Origin of the sequence: Chryseobacterium sp. SSA4.19 (assembly GCF_022601875.1) — a bacterium.
In the GTDB taxonomy this organism is placed as follows: Bacteria; Bacteroidota; Bacteroidia; order Flavobacteriales; family Weeksellaceae; genus Chryseobacterium.
Map to the genome: position 1 here is coordinate 1 of NZ_JAKVIP010000002.1, position 21,718 is coordinate 21,718.

Sequence of the window (21,718 nt, forward strand, 5' to 3'; positions counted from 1 at the left end):
ATTTTAACAACGACAACAAGAAATTATTAATCAAAAACTCTACTTTTGAGTGTACCTAAGACAGGGAAGATTACATACACATATATGATTGGGCAATTGACTAATAATAGTAGATTGCTGCTGTTTAATTTGTGTATAATCAGGATTTGAAGCAGTTAGTAACGATTTTAATGAGTTTAAACTATTTAATAGACTATTTTCATTAGAGATTTCTGTTCCCTCTACCCTAAGAATAGGATATCTGTTATTATAACCATAATAGTAATAGACAAAATTTCCATCAGCTTTATGAGCTTTTAAAATATGGTTTTCAATGTCATATTTGTCGATTATCAGTTTTTCATCAGGTATATTGTTACCCTTAGCTTCTGAAATTTTTTGTGGAAATATTTGAGAAGTAATAAGATTTCCAGATATATCAACCGTTGGTATCAGAGCATAATCTGTTTTTGTTTTTTCTAAAACCTCTTGATTAGAAAGTTTTGTTATTTCTACAATAGGAAATTCTCTTTTATTCGTTAAAGAAGTGTAAGGTTCTGTACCATTCTTATCAAAAGAATAAATGTAATTTTCTGAAATAGTTCTTCCATTACTATCAATAGAAGATTTACTCTTCAGTATATTATCTCCGAAATTTCCGTAATCAATATAATTATTATTTTCAACAGTTTCAAACACCTGACCATTACTGCCATAAGTCCGTGTTTTTTTGGTTACTAAATTGAAATCTGAATAATAAATTTCATAACCTGTTCCTTTAAGTCCAGGATTACCATCAGGCATCCCATCAGGAATTCCTGGTTTTCCTGTCAAAATACAAGTTCCAAATATATCATATGACAATGCTTTAACTTTTTTCATTCCTGTCATATCATATATAAATTCTTCTTCCTGTTTAAGAATATTATTGATATCATATACAGATTTTTTCTTTATTTGCCCTCTTTTAAAACTAAAATCAGTTTTGGGATCAAAAATGCTAAATGACAATTGAATCGTACCAAGACGAGAATCCTTATAGTCAATATAGGATGTATAATTATTCTTTATATATCCAATAGAATTTCCATTAGCGTCAGATCTTTTTTCAATAACAACAGGATATTCTATATGTGTCCCAGAAAAATTAGATAACGGGACAATGCTATTCATACTAAAGCTACTTTCGTAAAAATTTGATCCACAGTCTGTTTTTCCAGGAAAATCGACAATTCTATATACATTTTTTAATTGTAAAATTCCATTTGATAGATTGTTAGAAATATCATTTTGATATAAATATTCTTTTATAATTTTATTATTTGGATCACTATAGTCAATAGATCTTTTTATTCTAACCCCACCTATTATTCCTGATTCATTAATTAGAGATGTTCTGTTATTAGAAACATATGACGTATAACTATGGGGTTCATATTCAAAGGTTGTATATCCTCCTAATGGATAAGTTATTTTATTCAAAGTACCATAAGATACATAATTGGCATTTGTTTGTCTATTTGAATAGTGATTAACTTCATCAACCACATATACATTATAATTATTGCCATTATAATAGCCCATATGATCAAAAGCTTGAGAACAAAAGGTAGGCAAAGAGTCAAAATTGTTATAGTCAAATGAATATTTGAATTGATTATCAATAGTGATTTTTTGTAGTTTCAATCTTTTGTTTGGATCATCATTAAAATTAAAGTTTATTGTTTTTAATGGTAAGTTATTCTCATCTTTAATAATGATATTATTTAATTTTCTCCATTTCCATTCTGTAATAATTTTGCCCAAACTTGCTAAATAGCTGCCTGTCTGATAAATTGGATTTTCAGTCATTGGATCACTATTATTCATAGGTGTATGAATCGAATACCAAAAATAATAATTGAACATATACCAAGCCTGATTAGCTTGTCCTATTGAAATGAGATTATTATAGTATTCACTCTGCCTATAATTTGTCCTATATATAATAGGATCATCTGCTTTATACTTAAGAGAATTATGATTAATAGAAGAGAGATTTATAGTGATACCCTTATTAGAAGTTATTTTAGTAAGATAACATGGCTTAACAAGATTTCCAGCCACGATAGCTTCAAATTGATTAGAAATTGTTTGTGCACAAGCTCCATACATCCCGCATGCATCTCTTCGTAAAAATTTTCCGCCAGCATATACATATAATTGTCCTTGATCATCTCCTCTTTCGTATTGAAAAGAATAAATTTTAGTTCCAAACTTATTGTACACTTCTGATAAGTACCATGCACTGGAATATAATGCCAATTCTGATTGATGGTCATATGAATTAATTGTATATTCTATATCATTTTGAGTTTTACCGAAAATGTAATAATTTCCTTCATCATCAGATATCTTTATCTTACCTATTGAAGGGCATCTTTTCCACATATTTCCAGTTTGACCTCCAAAATAATTAATATTAAATGGAAGAAAATAATCACTTTCATTAATTTCAATTTTCAAATTATATTTTGATGAAACTTTCCAACCACCATCTTCTCCTAAAAAAAACTTACCTGTCTTACCCATAAAGTTGAATGTAAAAATATCCGGTTCATAATCTTTAGGATTTCCCCAAACATTATTATAGTTATGTACCAAATTCGAGATACTGCCAACATCATTTAAGTTATTAGATTGTAAATCGCTTCTATAATGTAAATATCCCCATTTAGAATCAGGATTTCCCGAAACTAATGAACAGGTTTTTCCTTCGTCAAATCCTTGTCCTCTTTGACTTCTTGTAATTATGCCTCCTGCATTTAATGTCCAGTTTTGACCTACCCAACCAGGAACATCATTGACCCTTACTCCGCCTGTATCATAATTCATGGTAATGTCTAATGGAATATTCCCTTCATTTAATGAATATAGAGGTATATTCACATTAGCTCTTCCAGAATATAAATCCATAGGAATATCCCCATACTTTCCTAGTGAAGATGCATTTGGAGACTGGATGTTTTTAGGTAATTCTAAAGACTGAGCATATGTTTTATGTATAGCAATAAAAGTAGTAATGGCTATAAACTGTATAAAAATCTTCTTCATTATGTATGTTTTATTTCTTAATTACTTTCGCACTTGCGGTTTTATTATCATTCGTTTTAATCGTAATCAGGTAAGCTCCCTGAATCAGATTCTGAGTATTGATCTTCGTCACCTTATTTTTGGTTTTCAAACTCTGCAGCTGCCTTCCGCCCATATCATACACGGTAATCTCCGCTTCCTTGAAATCAAACCCAATCTCCACATACGCATAATCACTCACCGGGTTCGGGTAAATCTTGATATCTAACTTCTCGATCAATTGGTCAATCTGCCTGTCACCCAGCTTCACGATCTTCCAGTTTTCCTTTCCGAGCTCTTCTGCACTGGTTCCGGCCAGGATAATCGAGCCGTCACGGTTCAGCTTAATATCGGATAATCTTTCTTCTCTCTTCCTTGATTCTCCCTTGACATGCTTTCTCCACTGCTCATTGCCATCCTGGTCCAGGTATAGCATCCAGAACGTCTCATCATCCGTTTCCATCCTGCCTTCCGCCTGGGTATAACCACCCAGTAAAATCCCCGTGGTAACCTCTTTATTCTTTGCTCTTTCCTCTTTTCTCTTCGTGATGACACTCATCCCCATCAGCACATCCCGGTTCTTAAAGCTGTAGGATTTCTGCCAAATTTCTTCGCCTCTTTCATCAAGTGAAATGAGCCAAAGGTCGGTTCCTTCTTCGATCCCTACCGATTTATTGCCTGACCGTTCCGACCTGGATTCGCCTCCGATGAGATAGCCTGTGGAAGTTAAAGCTAACGTCCTTACATGGTCATCGCCTTTGCCTCCGTAGTTCTTTTCCCATTCTAATTTGCCTTCTTTGCTGAGCTTAATGATCCAGTAATCGCCTTCACCGTAGTTTTCCGTTGATTTTGGATGAGTAATCGCTAATGGGTAATCAGTAATCTGTGATTCATTGGTTTTTGCATTTGAATTGATATTATTCATTACCGATTGCTTATTACCGTTAGAGAAAGCTCCGCTCCGGGAATAGATACCCAGTAAAGCTCCGCCGTCTTTGGTGGGAACCATTTTCTCGACTTCGTCCAAACCTTTTCCGCCTATTATAATTTGAGAGGCTATGCCTCCGTTTTTATCAAGCCTGATGACCAGGACATCTTTGGATCCGTAGCCTTTGCCCGTTGCCTGGGCGGAGCCGAAGGCAACATTGCCTGCTATAAAGAATCCTAAGTCTGTGGTCTGGATGACGGCCCTGGCTTCTTCATCGGAACTTCCGCCGATGGTTTTCTGCCACAGCTCGTCCCCGAATTCATTGATCTTAATCACCCAAATATCCGAGCCGCCTTTGGAATCTTCTTTTTTATCAAGGCCTTTTCCGCTGTAAGAGGTTCCGGCAAGCAAAAATCCGCCTTCCTGTGTACCTACCGCAGCTGATAAAAAATCATGGTTCCGGCCTGAGAAGTATTTTTCCCAGACTTCTTCTCCCTGCTGGTTTAATTTTACCAGATGGAAATCGTAGCCGTTGTTTTGTTTAGTATCGGAGGTAAGCTTTTGGCTATCGGTTCCTGAGCCTGTCGAAGGATGGATGGAGCTCCCGGTAATTAAGTATTGCTGGTCAATGGTAGTGGTAACGTGGGAAAGGAAATCCTGGGTGGAGGATTGGATGTCTTTCTGCCAAACCACTTCCTGGGCTGATATGCCGAGAGAGACGCACAGAAACAGTGCACTCATGTAGAGTTTTTTCATGCTTAGTGTATTTTCAGTGTGTTATCAATTTTTTAACGCTGCAAAAGTAGGGCTTTTAAGTGATGGTAAAAGTGTATGACAAATATTTAATGTGAATGGTATGAGCTTTATAGGTGAACATGATCTCTGCTTATTCTTCTTCAATTTCTTCTGAAGCAAAGGTATAGACGCAATACGACAAAACGTGTCGTGTTATATGAAATAAACAAGGCAAAAATATTTTATTTAGGAGAAGGCTTTCTCCAGATAAATCCATCCAGTAAATAATGGGTAAGCTGCGGAACGACCAAGAAAGGAACCAGAAACTGAAACCATTCCGAAGATACTTTTATGTTCATTGAAAAATGTTCGTTCCAGACCAGTACTTCCCATAGAAGCTCCTCGAAAAGAGCAAAACCTAAAATGACTGCGATAAATAATAAAATCCCGAAGCCGGACCTAAAAACAGAAAACCGATTCAAATGCCGGGCTTCTTTCTGCTCAATTTCCCTGATGTAAATTAAAGCGATGTATGGGATTCCATGGGAAATAACATTGAGCAATGTAAACAACAGATCATTGTTAAAATAAACAATCCCAAAATACCAGGATAGATAGGTCCCGGTAATCAACGCTATTTTAGGAATGTTAAACTGTCCGGTTTTAAAAATTTCAGAAACCGTTTTGATCAGCCAGATGATTAAAATAATGAAATATACAACCGTAATCCCTTTTGTATAATCAGGTATGCTTTGGAACCAGCTGAATTCATTTTCAACAAACCAGTTAAAGGCTCTCGGCGTTTTAAACCAATACAGCATTGGAAAAACCGTAGCCGAATATACAGCCACCTCATCAATTCTCTTGTTTAGGGTATCGTGTTCAAAACGGGCATAAATCCGCATGAAGCCATATTGCTGCCTGATAAAATGGAATACGGCGACCAAAGCTAGTGCTGACCAGAATACCAGGCTGCCGAACTGATATAAAACAAGTCCCAACACCCAGCTCAATAAAGGAATCCCGTAATATAAAAACTTTCTTTTCCGTATTTCTGCTTTTACAAAATAGGTTTTAAACAAAGTGGAATAAACATGGGCGACATCTACAAAAACAATGAGGAAAAGCCAGGTATAAAAGGAATACTGATTTTCCAGTTCACGGATATCTCTTTGAAAAATAAAGATGATCAGCAAGATGACAAAAGGTGGCGCTAAAATCAGCCAGCTGTCTGTTTTGGCACTATGGATCCAGGGCTGTTTCATAAGTGTCCGGTCATTTGTTCTGCGGTTCTCAGCCCCTGGTAAAAGGCTTCTTCAAAAATTGAAATCCCGGATAAATCAGAATGGGCAAAGAAAACTTTTCCTTCAATAGGAGTTTTTGCTTCCGGCTTATTAAAGATCTGGCCCGGAACAGGAGCAATCATGGCATGTCCGATTTTATGAAACTGCATTTCGATGATAAAGTCTTCGATTAAGGGGTGGGCTTTTTTCAGATCGTTCAAAACTAAATTTTCCAGCTCATCTTCCTGTAGAGCATACAATCTTTTTCTCGCCTTCTTACAGTCAGCGGTTGAAAAGCTCCTGTAGTAGGTGATCACTTTTTCGCCCATGATCTGTTCGATATTCTGATGCTGATCGTAAATATAGCCTAATCCTTCCGAACCGTAGATCACATTATCCCAGGCCAGCTCTTCATCTCCTCCAAACTCATTTTGTAAAGTAATGGTGGTTAACAGCCACGGAACATAAGTAAACCCTTCTGCCCTTTTTATATTAAAAATTCTTTCATTAATAAATTGCGGAGTGGCAAACAGTACTTTTTCAGCAATGATTTTATTTGTTTTCTTATGGATATTGTCAAAACTTAATACTTCAACGTTATCCTTTATCGTAACCTCAAAAACTAAATTGCCCGGTAAAGATTTTCCTTCTGTATAAGCTGACAAATGTTTGGACAGGCGTGCATTTCCTTCAGGCCAGGTAAATACCTGATCTTTATAGTTCTTACTCCAGTTGTTTTTTCTTCCTGCAAAATAATGAATGCCTGCCCATGCAGAAACGTAATCGATTCCCAGTCCGTAATCGTCACGGCAGGAATAATCCAGCAGCCAGAGCAATTCTTCAGATGTAAACTGACGCTGATACAGCCAGTCTTTAAAAATCATTTTTTCTATCCGTAGCACCTCATCTTCCCGGCTGGAATCTTCCACCGGAATCGCAAACCAATAGTTCCCGCCTGAATCCTTTTTGTTCCGGAAATGGTTCATCATGGTAAAAAAACGGTCCAGTTCTTCCTGAGTTTCTGCAGAAATTCCTTTTTGGGGAACAAGATCATTCTGCCATGAATTTTTAAAAAACAGGCGTTCCTGCTGAGGAAAAATCATCTGATATTCATCTAAAACCGGTTCACCGTTTTCATCGTCACCCTGATAAATCCCGCATTCTTTGAGAAAACTGATGATTTCCGTATTTTCTTTATTGGGTAATGGTAAATAGTGTGCCCCTAAAGGGAATCTTGAAAATTGGTTTTTTCCGCCTGATGAATTACCTCCCAAATGATCCTCCATTTCCAGCAAAAGATAGTCATGTTCATTGTTTTGATGAAGATACCGGCATGCAGAAAGCCCGGAAATACCGCCACCAACAATCAGGTATTTGATATGGACCTCTTCTGCAGGTTCAGGAAAATCCTTAGCCCAAAGCCGATGCCCAAGCACATGATGCGTTCCGGTGATCTTAAGCAGCAAAGACTTTCCTTTTTTACTGCAATATTGTAAGAACGGAATCATCAGGCCGCCTAAAAAGATCGTTTTCAGGAAATCTTTCCTATTGTACTTTCCCCCACTCTTCATCGAAATAACGTACTAAAATTTGATTGTCCAGCCGGTTGACTTCAATATCCTTTGTTTTCATGTCCTTGGTAAAATAAGACAGCTGTGAGAAATTATAATCGTAGAATTTAAGATCAGGAATTTTACGGTATATTTTGTTATCCAAAGGCTCGAAGGAAGCCATTGAAAATCCCCATTCACCGAATGAAGGAACGTAAGTATGGTAAGCCGAAGTAAAAGGAAAAACCTGGTGGATGGTTTTCTCAATACACCAGAAAGATTTAGGCGCGAAATAAGGTGAAGTGGTCTGCACTACTATTTTTGTATCGGTGGTGGCAAGGCGTTCCAGTTCCCTGTAAAACTGCAGAGAATAGAGTTTCCCCAAACTGTAGTTGGACGGATCCGGAAAATCAATGATGATAACCCCGAATTTCCGCGTATTTTCTTTCACCCAGATATACGCATCCTTGTTGATGATTTTTAACTTCGGGTTTGATAAAGAATTCTGATTCAGTTCCCGCATGGTCTGGTTGGTTTTAAAGAAATTTGTCATTTCACCATCCAGATCAACCAATGTAATGTGTTTAACCTCTTTGTATTTCAATACTTCGCGGACAGCAAAGCCGTCGCCTCCGCCAAGGATAAGGACCTCATCAATATTTTTTGCTATCGACATGGCAGGATGCACCAAAGCTTCATGATAGCGGTATTCGTCTGTTGAAGAAAACTGCAGGTTGTTGTTTAAATAGAGTCTGAATTCGCGGTTATTTCTGGTTAAAACAATCCGTTGATAAGGTGAGCTTTTTGTATATACTACATTTTCCCCGTATAATTTTTCTTCAGAATAAGATAAAATTCTATCTGAAAAAATAAAAAGAGCTACTAAAAAGGCGAAGGCGGCAATGGCTTTTGCTTTCAAAGAAATTGGTTTTGACAATTCTTTATTAAGGTAAAAGCATAAGAATATGGCAATCGAAATATTAATCAGCCCAAAAAACAAAGGCGTCTTTACAATTCCCAAATTGGGAATCAGCACCAATGGAAACAGGATAGAAGCCAGTAAAGCTCCGATATAATCAAAAGCAAAGACATTGGACACAAGATCTTTAAACTGAACCCGGTCTTTCAGGATATTCATCAGCAGCGGAATTTCCACACCGACCAGACAGCCCGTAAAAAACACAAAAAGGTATAACACCGCCTCGAAATGCGCCAGTGTATTGAACAGAATAAATAAAACCACCGAACTGATCCCTCCGATAATGCCGACAAGAATTTCTATTTCTACAAACTTATCAATAAGGTTACCTTTAATGAATTTGGCAAAATAGGAACCTACTCCCATTGAAAACAGATATACCCCGATAATGAAAGAAAACTGTTTTACGGAATCTCCTAATAGATAGCTTGCGAGAGCACCTGCCACCAATTCGTAAATCAGGCCGCATGTTGCTATGACAAATACGGAAAACATTAACAGCAGTTCAAGAGGAATCCTCTTCTTATCCATGAATGGCTGCGCTTATAATAATTGAAATCCCGATAATAAATGCTCCGAAAATAATGGCCAATGCCGTATTTTTATTATGTGCAATCTCATGCCACGTTTTTTCCGGTGTTAATTTTTCGATGATAACATAACAAACCAGCAAAATAGCGATTCCTAAAAAGGAGTAAATCACTGAATTGATTATTGGCAGAAAATTGATCTGATCCATAGCTTATATTTTTTTATTTGTGATAGTATCTGTAATAGCCCACCCCTGAGGAATGGTGCCTTCTGGTGGTTCCGTCCTGATATTTTTCTGTTTTTTCACAGTCGCAGAGCTGGTTTCCTTGAAAGGTAAGATAGGTAAACCAACTGATAAAAAAGACCCCAATGAGGCACAGCAGCCAGTTTTCTTTTATATAGCTTACAATATTGTTCATTATTACGTTTGTGGATAGGGTGAATTAGAGCTGTTATTCCATTTGGACTGTTCAAATATTTTTTTTCCGAAATAGCATGCGGCGACAAATCCCGCTAAAAGAAACATGATGATTCCGAAATTCCAGAACGAGACAGGAAGCCATTCCGCTTTTATTTTTACCGATTTATTTTCAGGGGCTGAACTATCTGTGGAGACAGAAGTCACCGGCGATTCCTGTTTGTCTGCCGAAATCAAGAAATGATATTTTCCGGGAGCTACACCACAAAAATTGAATTCATTGTTTGTACTTCCTTCGCTCCAGTTTTCCCCGTCCTCATAACCATGGTATTCTTCTACATCTTTCGATGCATACGCAATTTCACTGGTTTTCTCATTCACCAGACTTAAGCCTACACTGGCCCAGGAATTACTGACATCAGAAGAGAGATCAACTCTTAAAGGAGCTGAGCCGCCGGACAGATCAAAGCTTTTGCTTACCAGCTCTTTATCTTTTACCTCTGCAAAGCTGATTTCCTGTTCAAAAACCAATGCATTTGATCTTGACGCCATTACATACAGCTGGATCACACAAATAAGTAAAGCTGCTACCCCCATAATGTTCAGGGTCTGTTTAAAATCAAAATAGAAAGGCTGTACAATCCCGATTCCTGAATAACCGGGAAGACTGGAAATATGAAACGCTTTTTTTACGGTATACTTTGAAATATGCCTGCCAAAGAAGAATTCGTTTGAACTGCCGGACTGTTCCTGAGAAATCATCTGGGTAGCGTTGACATATTCCCTGTAGGTGGTAAGCCCGAAATTTAATTTATCTTCGAAAAAGCCTGCCGCTGCATAAGTAGTACATTCTGTCGTCTCATACCAACGGTAATTTCTGCCGTTGAATTCCGCCGCTTTCATATCGAATATTTTTTTCACTCCGGGTCCAATAATCGGCTCCAGAAAAACCCAATGGCCGTCGCTTTCACTTAAAAAAGCATCTTTCCCGCTTTTGTCTTTTAAATAATATTCTCTCCAGAAGATACTTGAACCGTACTTCCTGATAATAATCCCTGTAACAGTATATTCTGTTCGGTGAATGATTCCGTTTTGTCCGACTTTCAGAACAACATTTTCAACAGGTTTTGTGATCCTTGATTTTTCGGAAATGTTTTTATGGGTATTAATGAGCCTTGAACATGAGCCGCAGACATATTCCCGTACGGAAAATGTAAGCTCATGTTTATTTTCAGTTTTACAGATGGGGCAAACGTAATGCATTTATCTATAAATTTTATGTTTCTGAATGGTTTTAGCTTTAAAATAAGCAATCACCTCATCGGCGATTGTTTCAACTTTGGCAGTATTGTCCTGCATATAATTGCAGAGGAAAATATCAAAAGTGAGTTGTTTAAACTCCGGCCAGGTATGGATGCAGAGATGGGATTCCTTAAGGCAGACTGCCGAAGTAAAACTTCGGTTTTCAAAAATATGATTGGTAATGCCTACAATTTCCACATCTTTTGTAGCAAGGCTTTTTTGTGTAAATGCCAGAAAGCCTTCGCTGTCTGTTAATACATCTTCTGACTCTGTTTCCAAAGTCAGAAGAATATGTAAACCTTTACTGGTGGGTGATTCCAATGGATTAGTTTTTTTCAGAATAATTATTTTTTCGGTAAGAAAACTTCTGCCAGCATACAGCGGGCGCTGCCTCCTCCGTTTACTTCAATCGTGTTGAGGTCCGAATAAATGATTTCACAGTATTTTTCTATGGCAGAAACCTGATCGGCATCCAGTGATTTGTAAGCCGTTTCGCTCATCACCAGGAATTTTTCTCCGTCATTGTTATGAACCTGAAGCATATTTCCGGCAAACTGCTGCATCTGAGCTTCTGAAATCTCAATGATTTCCTTTCCTGAATTTTTAATGGTTTCCACAACCTTGCTCCTTTCGAGTTCGTTGTCGATGCAATCCAGGCAAATAACTACAAATTGGTCTGCCACACACATCATCACGTTCGTATGATAGATCGGAAGTCTTTCTTCTCCTACTGTTTGAAATGAGTGGAAAACGACAGGAGTAAAACCGTATTTCTCACAGAATTCCCTGAACAGGTTTTCATCCAGGCGTAAGGAAACTGAACCGTAAGCCAGTTTATTGTCATGATCGAAAATCATACTTCCCGTTCCTTCCAGGAAATGCCCCTGCATTTCCGGAAAAGACCAGTCGTCAATTTCTGTTACTTCGAATCCCTGTTCTTTTATGCTATCTATAATATCTTCTCTTCTTTCTACCCTTCTGTTGGATGCGAACATCGGATACATCACTACTTTACCGTCTTTATGGAAGCTTACCCAGTTGTTCGGGAAAATGGAATCCGGAGTATGAGGATCCAGGGTATCCTTAATGGTAATGACATTGATTCCCCTGCTCCTTAATTTATCAACAAATGCTTTAAATTCAGTAAGCGCTTTAAACTGGATATCAAAACCTTTCTGCTCTATCTGAAAATAATTGTTTTTTGCCGTCTCTTCGTTAAAGCCGAAGGCAATCGGCTCTATCATTAATACTGTATCTGTTGTCTGCATGTCTTATTTGATTAAAAATTAAAAGATTGGAAAATTAAAAAATTCCCAATCTGAAATCTTAACGGTTTTTTTATTCCCTCACAAGCGGCATTGTAGAGCACCGTAAAAGTCCGCCCATTTTCGAAATTTCCCTGTACGGAATTTCTTCCACTGTCATTCCCCATTCGTTCCTCAGATGGTTGTTCATCCTGGTAAACGCTTTGTCTGAAACTACAATTTCAGGAGAGATTGAAAAAATATTCGGAAACATTTCAAACATTTCCTGGTCTGTAACGTGGAAACAGTTTTCTTCCCCGAAAATATCAATAATCAAATGGTAATCGCTTTCATCCACAAACCCATTTTTATAGATAATGCACTTGTCTTTTCCTACCGGATTGAAAGTGCAGTCCAAATGAAGAATGCCTTCGTATGGAATTTTGTCGTTTTTCTTCAATTCAAGATCGATGATCCTTTTTTTAGGGAAGTATTCTTTAAGAATTTCTATGGCATATTCGTTTGTTCTTGCCGTTTTATAGTTCCTGTAATCTTCGCTGAAGCAGGTTCCGACAAATAAGAAATTGTCCCACACAATAACATCACCTCCCTCTATGTGCGCAGTTTCAGGGAGATTGATGATATCCCTCCATTTTACTTTTTCAAAAATACTTTTGTAAGCATCCTGCTCATCAGCCCTGTCCGATATAACATTAGAGATAATCATTTTATCATCAATTACAAAGGCCACGTCCCTGGCAAAAACCTGGTTGTAGTCTTCAATAATACTCGGACGGAGTACTTCTACATCATATTTTTTTAAAACGGCTTCAAAAGCATTCATTTCATTAATAATCTCCTCTTCTTTAGGATAAATATTGTTTTCAATGGAATGATAGGATTTGGCATCGTAACTTTCTTCGAGTGTAGGAACACCTCCTAAGGAATTGGGCTGTCCTAAAACTACTGATTTAAGCCTGCCCGTTTCATTTTTTATATTTAGTTTCATAAAGATTTATGCAATATTGCAAATATAAGTAAAGGACTGTATCTGCGAAACTTTTATGCTATATTTAGGATTGTAATTCAATTATGTTCTAAAAATTAATCACTTTATAGTTTTTAATAAACGCTTGTTTGCGATATATTAAATTTCATCACTGTTATAAAATTTCTAATGGATAATTTATCTATAAATCAATATTTTACGTTTAAAAATACAATTACATTATTTTAATTTCATACATTAGTGAAATAGTTTTGAAAACTTAAACTTAAATTATTAACAATCAAACATCAAGATCATGAACAAGAAAAACTCCGTGCTGAAACACGCACACAAGCTAAGCAGAGAAAATCAAAAAACGATTGCAGGCGGTATTAATACTGCCGGTCGAAGATGCTGCGAATGGGATGACTCAGGAAAATGTTATATCTGGACCTGCGATAGATGTCAGTGTCCATAATTTGAAAATATCAAAATAAAAAATCCCAAAGCAGGCGAGCTTTGGGATTTTATTATAATCGTACAGATGATTATCTATTTACCATATCGATGTAGTCTCTTTGCTGAGCCCCTTGGTATACCTGTCTCGGTCTTCCGATAGGATCTCCTTTTATTCTCATTTCTTTCCACTGAGAAATCCATCCCGGAAGTCTTCCTAAAGCAAACATGACAGTGAACATTTCCGTAGGAATGCCTAACGCTCTGTAGATGATTCCTGAATAGAAATCTACGTTTGGATATAATTTTCTTTCTACGAAATATTCATCTTCCAGCGCCACTTTTTCCAACTGCATAGCAATATCAAGCGCTTTATCCTGAATTCCCAATGCATTAAGAATATCATCAGCTGCTTTCTTGATAATTTTCGCTCTCGGGTCGAAGTTTTTGTACACTCTGTGTCCAAAGCCCATTAAACGGAAACTGTCATTTTTATCTTTAGCTTTTGCTACCCATTTGTTAACATCGCCTCCGTCTTTTTCAATCAGCTCCAGCATTTCGATTACTGCCTGGTTAGCACCACCGTGAAGTGGTCCCCAAAGTGCTGAAACCCCTGCTGAGATAGAAGCAAAAAGACCTGTATGTGCAGAGCCTACCATTCTTACGGTAGAAGTAGAACAGTTTTGTTCGTGGTCTGCGTGAAGGATTAATAATTTATCTAAAGCCTGAACAACTACAGGATCAATCTCAAACTCCTGGTTTGGCATTCTGAAAGCCATTTTGTAGAAGTTTTCTACGTAATTCAGACTGTTATCCCCGTGGTTAATTGGCAAACCTAATGTTTTTCTATACGTCCATGCACAAAGGTGAGAGAACTTGGCAATCATCAACTCTGCAGCAAGGTCCATTTCTTCTTTAGAGTTTACGTTAACTGCTTTAGGATTAAAGGCTGTTAATGCAGAAGTTAAAGAAGATAAAACTCCCATCGGGTGAGCAGAACGAGGGAAAGCATCGATGATTTTTTTCATCTCCTCTGCTACGAAATTATATTTTTTAATGTTTGATTCGAAAGAATTGTACTGATTTTGAGTAGGAAGCTCACCATGCAATAAAAGGTACATTACTTCTGTAAAGTTGGATTTATCAGCAATCTGCTCGATCGGATATCCTCTGTAGAACAATTCTCCTTTATCTCCGTCTAAGTAAGTGATGTCGCTAAGGGTAGCTCCGGTATTTTTGTACCCTAAATCTAAAGTGATAAGACCTGTCTGGTCTCTTAATTTTGAAATATCGATTCCTCTGTCTCCGATAGTGCTATCTACAATTGGATATTCATACGAATTACCTGCGTAATTCAATATTACTTTGTTGTCTGACATTATTTATTTTTTTTTAAATATACTACTTCTTATAAAATACGGCAAACAAAAAATTTCGCTTGCCGTAATTTATAAATTCGATGAATTATCTTTTGATTTTAAAGGCATCCAGTCCCGGGAAAACAGCCGTTTCACCTAAAGCCTCTTCAATTCTTAACAGCTGATTATATTTCGCCATCCTGTCTGATCTTGAGGCAGAGCCTGTTTTGATCTGACCGCAGTTCATCGCTACTGCTAAATCTGCAATGGTAGAATCTTCAGTTTCACCTGATCTGTGAGACATCACAGAAGTAAATTTATTGTGCTGAGCCATCTGTACGGCAGCCATGGTTTCAGAAAGAGAACCGATCTGGTTAACTTTTACAAGGATCGAGTTGGCGATACCTTCTTTAACTCCTCTTGCCAGCCTTTCCACATTGGTTACGAATAAATCGTCACCTACCAACTGTACCCGGTCACCAATTTTATCGGTAAGCATTTTCCATCCTTCCCAGTCATTTTCCTGCATCCCATCTTCGATAGAGATAATTGGGTATTTATTTGCCAATTCGGCCAGGTAAGAAACCTGCTCACTGCTTGAAAACTGTGCGGCGTCTGGAGTCTGGAATTTTCTGTAATCATAAACTCCATCTTTGTAGAATTCTGAAGCGGCACAATCCAAAGCAATCATAACATCATCACCTGGTTTGTAACCTGCTTTTTCAATCGCCTGCAGTAAAGTATCCAAAGCATCTTCAGTTCCTGTGAAAGTCGGTGCAAACCCGCCTTCATCACCTACGGCCGTAGAAAGGCCTCTTGAATGAAGGATTGCTTTCAGGTTGTGGAAAATCTCAGTCCCTTTTCTCAAAGCATGGGAGAAAGAATCTGCCTTTACCGGCATTACCATAAATTCCTGAAATGCAATAGGCGCATCAGAATGAGATCCCCCATTGATAACATTCATCATCGGAACCGGCAATGTATTGGCATTCACTCCACCTACATATTTATATAAAGGCATTTTCAGTTCAGTGGCCGCCGCTTTGGCTGCTGCTAAAGAAACCCCCAGAATAGCATTGGCCCCAAGATTTCCTTTATTGTTGCTGCCGTCAAGATCAATCATAATCTGATCTAAAAGGTTCTGGTCATATACCGGAAGCCCTACCAATTCAGGAGCGATTACTTCTCTTACATTTTCTACAGCTTTGGAAACCCCTTTCCCCATCCACTCTGAGCCGCCGTCACGCAGTTCCACCGCTTCATGCTCTCCGGTAGAGGCTCCGGAAGGTACTGCAGCACGACCCATCGCTCCGCTTTCTGTAAATACATCCACTTCAATTGTAGGATTTCCTCTTGAATCCAAAATCTGTCTTGCTTCTATGTAAGAAATGTAACTCATTATTCTTTTTTTATAGTTCAGACAAATTTAATGAATTTTTAAAATTTCAAGGTATGGAAGAGATAATTTATCGATTTATGTGAGTTAAATTTTAGTTAATATTGTAATCTTGAATAATTAAGAGTTATTTTCAATAAACTAAAATACTCATTTGCAAAAAATGATTATTTTACGTTATAATACATTGCTTTTTCTTCTGGGGGAAGTGTCTTGAACTCTTGAATTTTTTTCAGTTCAACACTTGCTTTCTCCACTTCTTTTTCTGCAGTTTCCACGACTCCTTTCTGTATAGCTGTGATAGCTTGAACAACATTATTGAAACTATTCCAATATACTTCTCCCTTACATTCATTCTTAAAGTTTATACAATGTTCTTCAAGTCTGTATAAAGCATCTCTAAGCATATTAACTTGAGCAGTTCTTTCCCCTAACTTAGACAGTGTTTCAGCTATCTTTGTCATTTGATCAATTGAAATGTTTTTATGCTGACTCAAATTCCCAGCAAGTTTACTTGTAATCTCTGTTGTTGTAGCTATTGCTGCATCTGGCTGAACTTCAGATAAAATACTTTCAATTTTCCCATTCTCATCTAAACTTAGTACAGTTCCTCTTCTCATTGCATCATATGACATCTGATAATTAGACCTTGTACTTTTTAATTCTTCTAATGTTGCTTTATGAGATGTGCCACAAGAAAAAATGGCCATACTCATTATCAATAAAAATAATAGATTTTTCATGAAAATTTATTAAATATAATATTACCATTCCTTATCCAAGCATTCCCTTTTGCGAGTACTTTTGTTAATACGATAAAATTTTCAAAATCTATAGGATCAACAAATTGTGTCGGTCTCCCAAGAAGTTCTAATATTATTCTTCCTGAGTTTGTGTTTATATTCCACTCTAATAAATAATTTGTAATTTTAAATTCATTCATTATAATTATTTTTAATTATCCTTCACAAATATCCTGTTAATATTATAATAAGTCAATTACACAAATGGGTGATTTACAAAAAAACAGCATCATAAAAATGGTGCTGTTATATTAAACCTAAATACTTTTTTCTATAATTCTATCCTGAAAATTAGATGGGTCCCGTTTTCCGTGGTCACTTCACAATGGCCGTTCTGTTCCTGCATTCTCCGTTTCATATTGCGTAAGCCATTGCCTTCCGGTTTTTCGGGATCAATGCCAATCCCATTATCCGAAATTTTCATTATGAATTCTTTTTTCTGCTGTATAAAGGAAAGGCTAAGCCTGTTTGACTGACTGTGCTTGTATGCATTGTTAATTGCTTCTTTCAGGCATAGAAAGAGGTTACGTCGCTGTTCTGTAGTAATGATGGTTTCAGAAATCACATTTTCACTTTCAATATGAATAGCTATTGTTGTTTTTTTGAGGAAGTTCTGGGCGTAGGCTTTTGCATAGTCAATAAAGCTTCCCAAGGTATCATTTCCGGAATTCAGGCTCCAGAGCATTTCCCGCATGGAAAGGTTCATCTCTTCAGAGGTTTTCAGCAATTCATCAATGTCGCTTTTAAAATCTTCATCTTCTGCCCGCTGCTTTAAAAATTCAGCCTGCAGTTTTAATGCGGAAATTCCAGCACCAAGGTCATCATGCATATCGTGGGAAATCCTTTCGCGTTCTTTTTCGATCAGCTTTTGTTTTTCAAGTTCTTTTTGGAGAAGCTGGTTTTGGTATTCGGATTCTTTGAGCTGTTTTTCTTTTAGATAAAGAAGCTGTCTTCTGTTGTACATCAAAACAACAAAAATGATGAAACCAACGAAAACCAACATTATTAAAAAAATAATAATGTACATCAGCTTTATATCTTCATTTGTTTGGATCATTGCTTACAAAAAAGACTTTTAAGAAAAAGTAAATAAGAAATTATGGTAATTATTTGATAAAGATGATTAATTAGTAGCAAAAAATCCATATCTAATTCTGCAAAAAACTGTCCCGGAATAACTCTAATAATAAAAATTGTGCTCCAAAGCAAAATACTTGATGAAATCCAAAATGTCATCTTCTGATAAATTATAGTTTCATCAGGTTTTCTAATTTGGTTGACAAACCAATCTATACTTAGAAATATAAATACAAAACTTTTAAAAATATTTGTATCGATTTTTAGAATATCCAGTTTAAACAGTAATCCGAAATTAATTAATGAGATTATTACTAATAATATTCTATAAATTTTCCTATCTAAAAATTCTTTATAAAAATACCAACAAATAAAAATGATATGGATACAGTTTGCTCTATTGTAAAAATTATTATTAAGAATCTTTGTAAATATTAAGATCTCAGATAATAAAATAAATACAAAATAAATCCATAAAAATCTTTGTCTTGCAGCTTTATTGATAATTGAAGCTACAAAACAAAGAAAAATCATTAAAATGTATAAATAGAACACCTAGCAATTGTTTGGTGGTGATACACAGAAATTATCATAAAAAACCGTTACTTTTTTTAGAACAAATCCTGAATCATCAAATCTCCAAAGCCCTGCAATTAGTGTTATATAATTTTGTTGGTTTTTTAAGTTTGAACCAGGCTTAGTAGTATCTCTAGTTATTATACCCGGAAAAAGAAATATATAGTCATTTTTATCCACCGGTTGTATCTTCTTAAGATCTTCTATAGGAATGTAAATTTCCTTAGTGTTATTTTTAAGAGTACTATTTAAAGTTGTAATTCTTGAATTCATGACGCTATATAAATTCTGATTAAAATTACGCTCCATATTAGTATAATCAGTATCAGAAACAGGAATATATTCATTTAAATTAAATCTAAATTCTTTTTCTTTTCCATTTTGATAGATTAGATTCAGTACACTATCTTTTTCTGTTAAAAGAATCTTGCATACATTTCGTGGATTATCATCATTTAGTATTTTGTTATATGCTTTTTTATCAATTATATAAGCTCCAGGAAATTTTTCTTCATCTGTAAATATTTCTTCATATTTTTTTATATACTCTTTGGCTACATCATCAGGAATCTCAGAAACTAATTCTTTGATATTAATTTTTACAATTGTATTTCTTGTTTTCAAATTTATAGTATCTCTTACTATACTAAATTCGGGAGCTTTATCTTTTTCCACTGATTTTTTACAGCTTATAATTCCAAGGCATAGCATCAAGCCAAAGATTAGATTCAATAGTTTAATGGTTCTCATAATTTCTTAGTTTTTAAAATGGTTAAATTTATTAATAGCCTCCACTTTGTTGTTGACGTGGAGTTTTCTGTAGATGTTTCCAACGTGTTTTTTCACCGTATCAATGGTAATGAATTTTTTGTCGGCGATTTCTTTGTAGAGAAGCCCTTCTGACAGAAGTTCCAGGATTTCCTTTTCGCGTTCCGTGAGTTCATCAAAGCCTTTTATTTCGGGAAGCTTTCTTTCAAAATGGCTGAGAACTTTTCGGGCTATGGAAAAACTCATAGGAGCGCCGCCATTACAGACATCACGGATCGAAGAAAGAATTTTATCCATGCTTTCGCCTTTTACCAGATATCCCATGGCACCGGCTTTTAATGAATTAAAAACTTTATCATCATCCTCAAAGCTGGTACACATAATAAAATGAGTAGCAGGCATATCCTTTTTGAGCTTTTCAATGATTTGAATACCTAACATATCCTGGAGCTGAATATCCATCATGACCACATCGGGTGAAAGATCAGAAAGGTGGTCCAATGCAGCATTGCCATCAAAAAACTGAGCGATAACGTTCATGTCATCCTGGTAATTGATGACTTTTTTCAACGCGTTGTTGTAATTTTTCTCGTCTTCTACAATGGCTATGGAAATGCTCATGTCTGTATTTGTTTAAGACAAATTTCAACAAAAGATAAATGAAGAGCAATTACCTTTTTGTGTAATTTTTAAAGTTTTGAATTCAGGCTATTGTTTTAGTTTTTGTTTTCATTAAATTTAGTAAAATTATATACATCTTTAAAATTAATATTAATCAACACATTAAAAAGTAACATTATGAGAAAAGGAATTTTTATGACAGCTTCAGTACTTGTTCTATCATTGATGAGCTGCAAAAAAAATGAAAGCGGAAACAAGAGCATTATTAAAGAAGATAGTTCTTCAACGCTTATTGTTGATAATAACGGTAAAACAGATTCTGTAAGTACCGGATCTTCTATGACAGAAGTGAATGGCCAGAAAACGGAACAAATCAGTAATGTATATAAAGCAACTGACGGTACTCTGGTAAAGGTAGTTTTTGAAAATACCCCAAAAGAAAATACGGTAGCCATTACAAGCAATAAAAAAACATTCATCCTGAAAAAGGCAGAGACCCAAGGTGATGAAACGATCTATAAAAAAGATGATATGACTGCAAGAGTAAAAGGTGACAGCCTGCATCTGGAACAGGGCAACAATATTATTGAATTGAAAAAGACCAAAATATAAAATATAAGAAGGCTGTTCATTATTGATGAGACAGCCTTCCTTTTTATGTGTACAGTTTATCAGCCCATTCATTCAAAATAAACTGACATGCATCGTGGTTATAGTTTTCTCAGTAAAGAGCCATTGATCCATCCATATAAAGGCTCCCCATTTTTTATCGGCATATTGATGACATAGACATAAAACCACCCGAACTTGCTTTTCACAAATTCAACCTCGGTATTTTCAGGAAGCTGGGTGATCACTTCAAACTCTGTTCCCGCACCTGATCTTATGTTGATATTTTTTCCTGTAACCCGATAGATATCTGCGGTATCATCTTCCCTCCCCATTAATTTAGCTCTGAAATTTTCCATTGGAAAAGCCGGACCCGGATCATTTTTCCGGAACGGTGCAATATCATCATGTCCCAGAATAAGATTAATGTTATAGGTTTCCATCAGTAATTTGCACACATTAAAACAGGAATCAATTTGCTTCTGTGTAAAATTATGCCAGAACGACATACTTTCTTCATGTTTATGCTTTGCTTCTACCGCAACCTCCCTTGGATATTCTTTTTCAAACCATGAATAAAAACGGTCGTTTACTTTTGTCAGCCTCCCGGGATTATCAAGCTCAATCCCTATTGAAAAGTTATTAAATCCTGATCGGTCTGCCCAGCGGCTCACTCCTGCATGCCAGGCTTTTCTATTAAATTCAACCATTTGTGTAACCTTGCCATCCCGGTCAATAACAAGATGAGCTGATGCTTTGGCTTCAGGATTCTTAAACCAGGCGATAGAGCTTTCTGCACTACGGCCTGCTGTAAAGTGAATGATTACAGCATCCGGCTGCATCTCACCTCCTTTATTCGGAGAGGCTATAAAACTCAACGTTTCTGAAGGTGTAGTCTTAATTAATTTGTTGTTTAAAATTTTCATGTGTAAAAGTTTTAGTGACATAAAATTATCGATTTTAAAGATACAAATCAATTCTACAAGCGGGCATAAAAAAACCGTTC

General features: G+C 36.2%; 20 protein-coding genes. 1 reads left to right on the forward strand and 19 read right to left on the reverse strand.

Annotated features, from left to right (window positions below):
* Positions 1 to 39: 39 nt before the first annotated feature.
* The 18 genes from MKJ01_RS01435 to MKJ01_RS01520 all read right to left on the reverse strand — a co-directional run bounded on the left by MKJ01_RS01435 (position 40) and on the right by MKJ01_RS01520 (position 20,103).
* Complete coding sequence (locus tag MKJ01_RS01435) at positions 40 to 3,072, reverse strand: hypothetical protein (RefSeq protein WP_241611470.1); 3,033 nt, start codon at positions 3,070 to 3,072, stop codon at positions 40 to 42.
* A gap of 10 nt (positions 3,073 to 3,082) precedes the next feature.
* A complete protein-coding gene (locus MKJ01_RS01440; protein WP_241611468.1) occupies positions 3,083 to 4,774 on the reverse strand; it encodes a T9SS type A sorting domain-containing protein in 1,692 nt (563 codons plus the stop codon).
* Positions 4,775 to 4,995: 221 nt separating this feature from the next.
* A complete protein-coding gene (locus MKJ01_RS01445; protein WP_241611466.1) occupies positions 4,996 to 6,018 on the reverse strand; it encodes a hypothetical protein in 1,023 nt (340 codons plus the stop codon).
* Positions 6,015 to 7,607: an NAD(P)/FAD-dependent oxidoreductase gene (locus MKJ01_RS01450; protein ID WP_241611464.1), complete on the reverse strand. Its 1,593-nt coding sequence runs from the start codon at positions 7,605 to 7,607 to the stop codon at positions 6,015 to 6,017. Before MKJ01_RS01450 ends, MKJ01_RS01445 begins: the two co-directional genes overlap by 4 nt.
* Positions 7,582 to 9,096, reverse strand: coding sequence for a polyamine aminopropyltransferase (locus MKJ01_RS01455; protein WP_241611463.1), 1,515 nt, complete (start codon positions 9,094 to 9,096; stop codon positions 7,582 to 7,584). The genes MKJ01_RS01450 and MKJ01_RS01455 overlap by 26 nt, the downstream gene beginning before the upstream one ends.
* Positions 9,089 to 9,304 carry a DUF350 domain-containing protein gene (locus tag MKJ01_RS01460; protein ID WP_241611460.1) on the reverse strand — a complete coding sequence of 72 codons (216 nt, stop codon included), beginning with the start codon at positions 9,302 to 9,304 and terminating at the stop codon, positions 9,089 to 9,091. The genes MKJ01_RS01455 and MKJ01_RS01460 overlap by 8 nt, the downstream gene beginning before the upstream one ends.
* A 13-nt stretch (positions 9,305 to 9,317) precedes the next feature.
* Complete coding sequence (locus MKJ01_RS01465) at positions 9,318 to 9,515, reverse strand: hypothetical protein (RefSeq protein ID WP_241611458.1); 198 nt, start codon at positions 9,513 to 9,515, stop codon at positions 9,318 to 9,320.
* 2 nt (positions 9,516 to 9,517) lie between these two features.
* Positions 9,518 to 10,777, reverse strand: a complete 1,260-nt coding sequence (locus MKJ01_RS01470; RefSeq protein ID WP_241611456.1) for a DUF4178 domain-containing protein — start codon at positions 10,775 to 10,777, stop codon at positions 9,518 to 9,520.
* Positions 10,778 to 11,137 (reverse strand): S-adenosylmethionine decarboxylase family protein, encoded by a 360-nt coding sequence (locus tag MKJ01_RS01475; RefSeq protein WP_241611454.1) that lies wholly within the window; start codon positions 11,135 to 11,137, stop codon positions 10,778 to 10,780.
* Between the two features lie 23 nt (positions 11,138 to 11,160).
* A complete protein-coding gene (gene ctlX / locus MKJ01_RS01480; protein ID WP_241611452.1) occupies positions 11,161 to 12,084 on the reverse strand; it encodes a citrulline utilization hydrolase CtlX in 924 nt (307 codons plus the stop codon).
* A gap of 70 nt (positions 12,085 to 12,154) precedes the next feature.
* Entirely contained in the window at positions 12,155 to 13,069 is a 915-nt protein-coding gene (locus MKJ01_RS01485; RefSeq protein WP_241611450.1) for a dimethylarginine dimethylaminohydrolase family protein, read from the reverse strand.
* Positions 13,070 to 13,596: 527 nt separating this feature from the next.
* Positions 13,597 to 14,883, reverse strand: a complete 1,287-nt coding sequence (locus tag MKJ01_RS01490; protein WP_241611449.1) for a citrate synthase — start codon at positions 14,881 to 14,883, stop codon at positions 13,597 to 13,599.
* A gap of 85 nt (positions 14,884 to 14,968) precedes the next feature.
* Positions 14,969 to 16,261 carry a phosphopyruvate hydratase gene (eno, locus tag MKJ01_RS01495; protein WP_241611447.1) on the reverse strand — a complete coding sequence of 431 codons (1,293 nt, stop codon included), beginning with the start codon at positions 16,259 to 16,261 and terminating at the stop codon, positions 14,969 to 14,971.
* A 164-nt stretch (positions 16,262 to 16,425) separates the two neighbouring features.
* Entirely contained in the window at positions 16,426 to 17,001 is a 576-nt protein-coding gene (locus tag MKJ01_RS01500; RefSeq protein ID WP_241611445.1) for a hypothetical protein, read from the reverse strand.
* Entirely contained in the window at positions 16,998 to 17,201 is a 204-nt protein-coding gene (locus tag MKJ01_RS01505; RefSeq protein WP_241611443.1) for a hypothetical protein, read from the reverse strand. Before MKJ01_RS01505 ends, MKJ01_RS01500 begins: the two co-directional genes overlap by 4 nt.
* A 131-nt stretch (positions 17,202 to 17,332) precedes the next feature.
* On the reverse strand, positions 17,333 to 18,064 hold the full coding sequence (locus MKJ01_RS01510) for a sensor histidine kinase (protein ID WP_241611442.1): 732 nt from the start codon (positions 18,062 to 18,064) through the stop codon (positions 17,333 to 17,335).
* A gap of 629 nt (positions 18,065 to 18,693) precedes the next feature.
* Positions 18,694 to 19,464, reverse strand: a complete 771-nt coding sequence (locus MKJ01_RS01515; RefSeq protein ID WP_241611441.1) for a hypothetical protein — start codon at positions 19,462 to 19,464, stop codon at positions 18,694 to 18,696.
* A gap of 6 nt (positions 19,465 to 19,470) precedes the next feature.
* Entirely contained in the window at positions 19,471 to 20,103 is a 633-nt protein-coding gene (locus tag MKJ01_RS01520) for a response regulator transcription factor (protein WP_241611440.1), read from the reverse strand.
* A 177-nt stretch (positions 20,104 to 20,280) separates the two neighbouring features.
* Here MKJ01_RS01520 and MKJ01_RS01525 point away from each other — a divergent pair, with 177 nt between their 5' ends.
* Positions 20,281 to 20,715, forward strand: coding sequence for a hypothetical protein (locus MKJ01_RS01525; protein WP_241611439.1), 435 nt, complete (start codon positions 20,281 to 20,283; stop codon positions 20,713 to 20,715).
* Between the two features lie 98 nt (positions 20,716 to 20,813).
* Here the strand turns inward: MKJ01_RS01525 and MKJ01_RS01530 are convergent, their stop codons facing one another.
* Positions 20,814 to 21,638: an N-acetylmuramoyl-L-alanine amidase gene (locus MKJ01_RS01530; RefSeq protein ID WP_241611438.1), complete on the reverse strand. Its 825-nt coding sequence runs from the start codon at positions 21,636 to 21,638 to the stop codon at positions 20,814 to 20,816.
* Positions 21,639 to 21,718: the final 80 nt, after the last annotated feature.

What these genes read in the sequence shown, in the direction of transcription:
- MKJ01_RS01490 (WP_241611449.1), bottom strand. Translation starts at nt 14,883, where the DNA reads ATGTCAGACAACAAAGTAATATTGAATTACGCAGGTAATTCGTATGAA.
- MKJ01_RS01460 (WP_241611460.1), bottom strand. Translation starts at nt 9,304, where the DNA reads ATGGATCAGATCAATTTTCTGCCAATAATCAATTCAGTGATTTACTCC.
- MKJ01_RS01465 (WP_241611458.1), bottom strand. Translation starts at nt 9,515, where the DNA reads ATGAACAATATTGTAAGCTATATAAAAGAAAACTGGCTGCTGTGCCTC.
- ctlX (WP_241611452.1), bottom strand. Translation starts at nt 12,084, where the DNA reads ATGCAGACAACAGATACAGTATTAATGATAGAGCCGATTGCCTTCGGC.
- MKJ01_RS01435 (WP_241611470.1), bottom strand. Translation starts at nt 3,072, where the DNA reads ATGAAGAAGATTTTTATACAGTTTATAGCCATTACTACTTTTATTGCT.
- MKJ01_RS01470 (WP_241611456.1), bottom strand. Translation starts at nt 10,777, where the DNA reads ATGCATTACGTTTGCCCCATCTGTAAAACTGAAAATAAACATGAGCTT.
- MKJ01_RS01525 (WP_241611439.1), top strand. Translation starts at nt 20,281, where the DNA reads ATGAGAAAAGGAATTTTTATGACAGCTTCAGTACTTGTTCTATCATTG.
- MKJ01_RS01450 (WP_241611464.1), bottom strand. Translation starts at nt 7,607, where the DNA reads ATGAAGAGTGGGGGAAAGTACAATAGGAAAGATTTCCTGAAAACGATC.
- MKJ01_RS01485 (WP_241611450.1), bottom strand. Translation starts at nt 13,069, where the DNA reads ATGAAACTAAATATAAAAAATGAAACGGGCAGGCTTAAATCAGTAGTT.
- MKJ01_RS01510 (WP_241611442.1), bottom strand. Translation starts at nt 18,064, where the DNA reads ATGTTGGTTTTCGTTGGTTTCATCATTTTTGTTGTTTTGATGTACAAC.
- MKJ01_RS01500 (WP_241611445.1), bottom strand. Translation starts at nt 17,001, where the DNA reads ATGAAAAATCTATTATTTTTATTGATAATGAGTATGGCCATTTTTTCT.
- MKJ01_RS01455 (WP_241611463.1), bottom strand. Translation starts at nt 9,096, where the DNA reads ATGGATAAGAAGAGGATTCCTCTTGAACTGCTGTTAATGTTTTCCGTA.
- MKJ01_RS01440 (WP_241611468.1), bottom strand. Translation starts at nt 4,774, where the DNA reads ATGAAAAAACTCTACATGAGTGCACTGTTTCTGTGCGTCTCTCTCGGC.
- eno (WP_241611447.1), bottom strand. Translation starts at nt 16,261, where the DNA reads ATGAGTTACATTTCTTACATAGAAGCAAGACAGATTTTGGATTCAAGA.
- MKJ01_RS01520 (WP_241611440.1), bottom strand. Translation starts at nt 20,103, where the DNA reads ATGAGCATTTCCATAGCCATTGTAGAAGACGAGAAAAATTACAACAAC.
- MKJ01_RS01445 (WP_241611466.1), bottom strand. Translation starts at nt 6,018, where the DNA reads ATGAAACAGCCCTGGATCCATAGTGCCAAAACAGACAGCTGGCTGATT.
- MKJ01_RS01515 (WP_241611441.1), bottom strand. Translation starts at nt 19,464, where the DNA reads ATGAGAACCATTAAACTATTGAATCTAATCTTTGGCTTGATGCTATGC.
- MKJ01_RS01530 (WP_241611438.1), bottom strand. Translation starts at nt 21,638, where the DNA reads ATGAAAATTTTAAACAACAAATTAATTAAGACTACACCTTCAGAAACG.
- MKJ01_RS01505 (WP_241611443.1), bottom strand. Translation starts at nt 17,201, where the DNA reads ATGAATGAATTTAAAATTACAAATTATTTATTAGAGTGGAATATAAAC.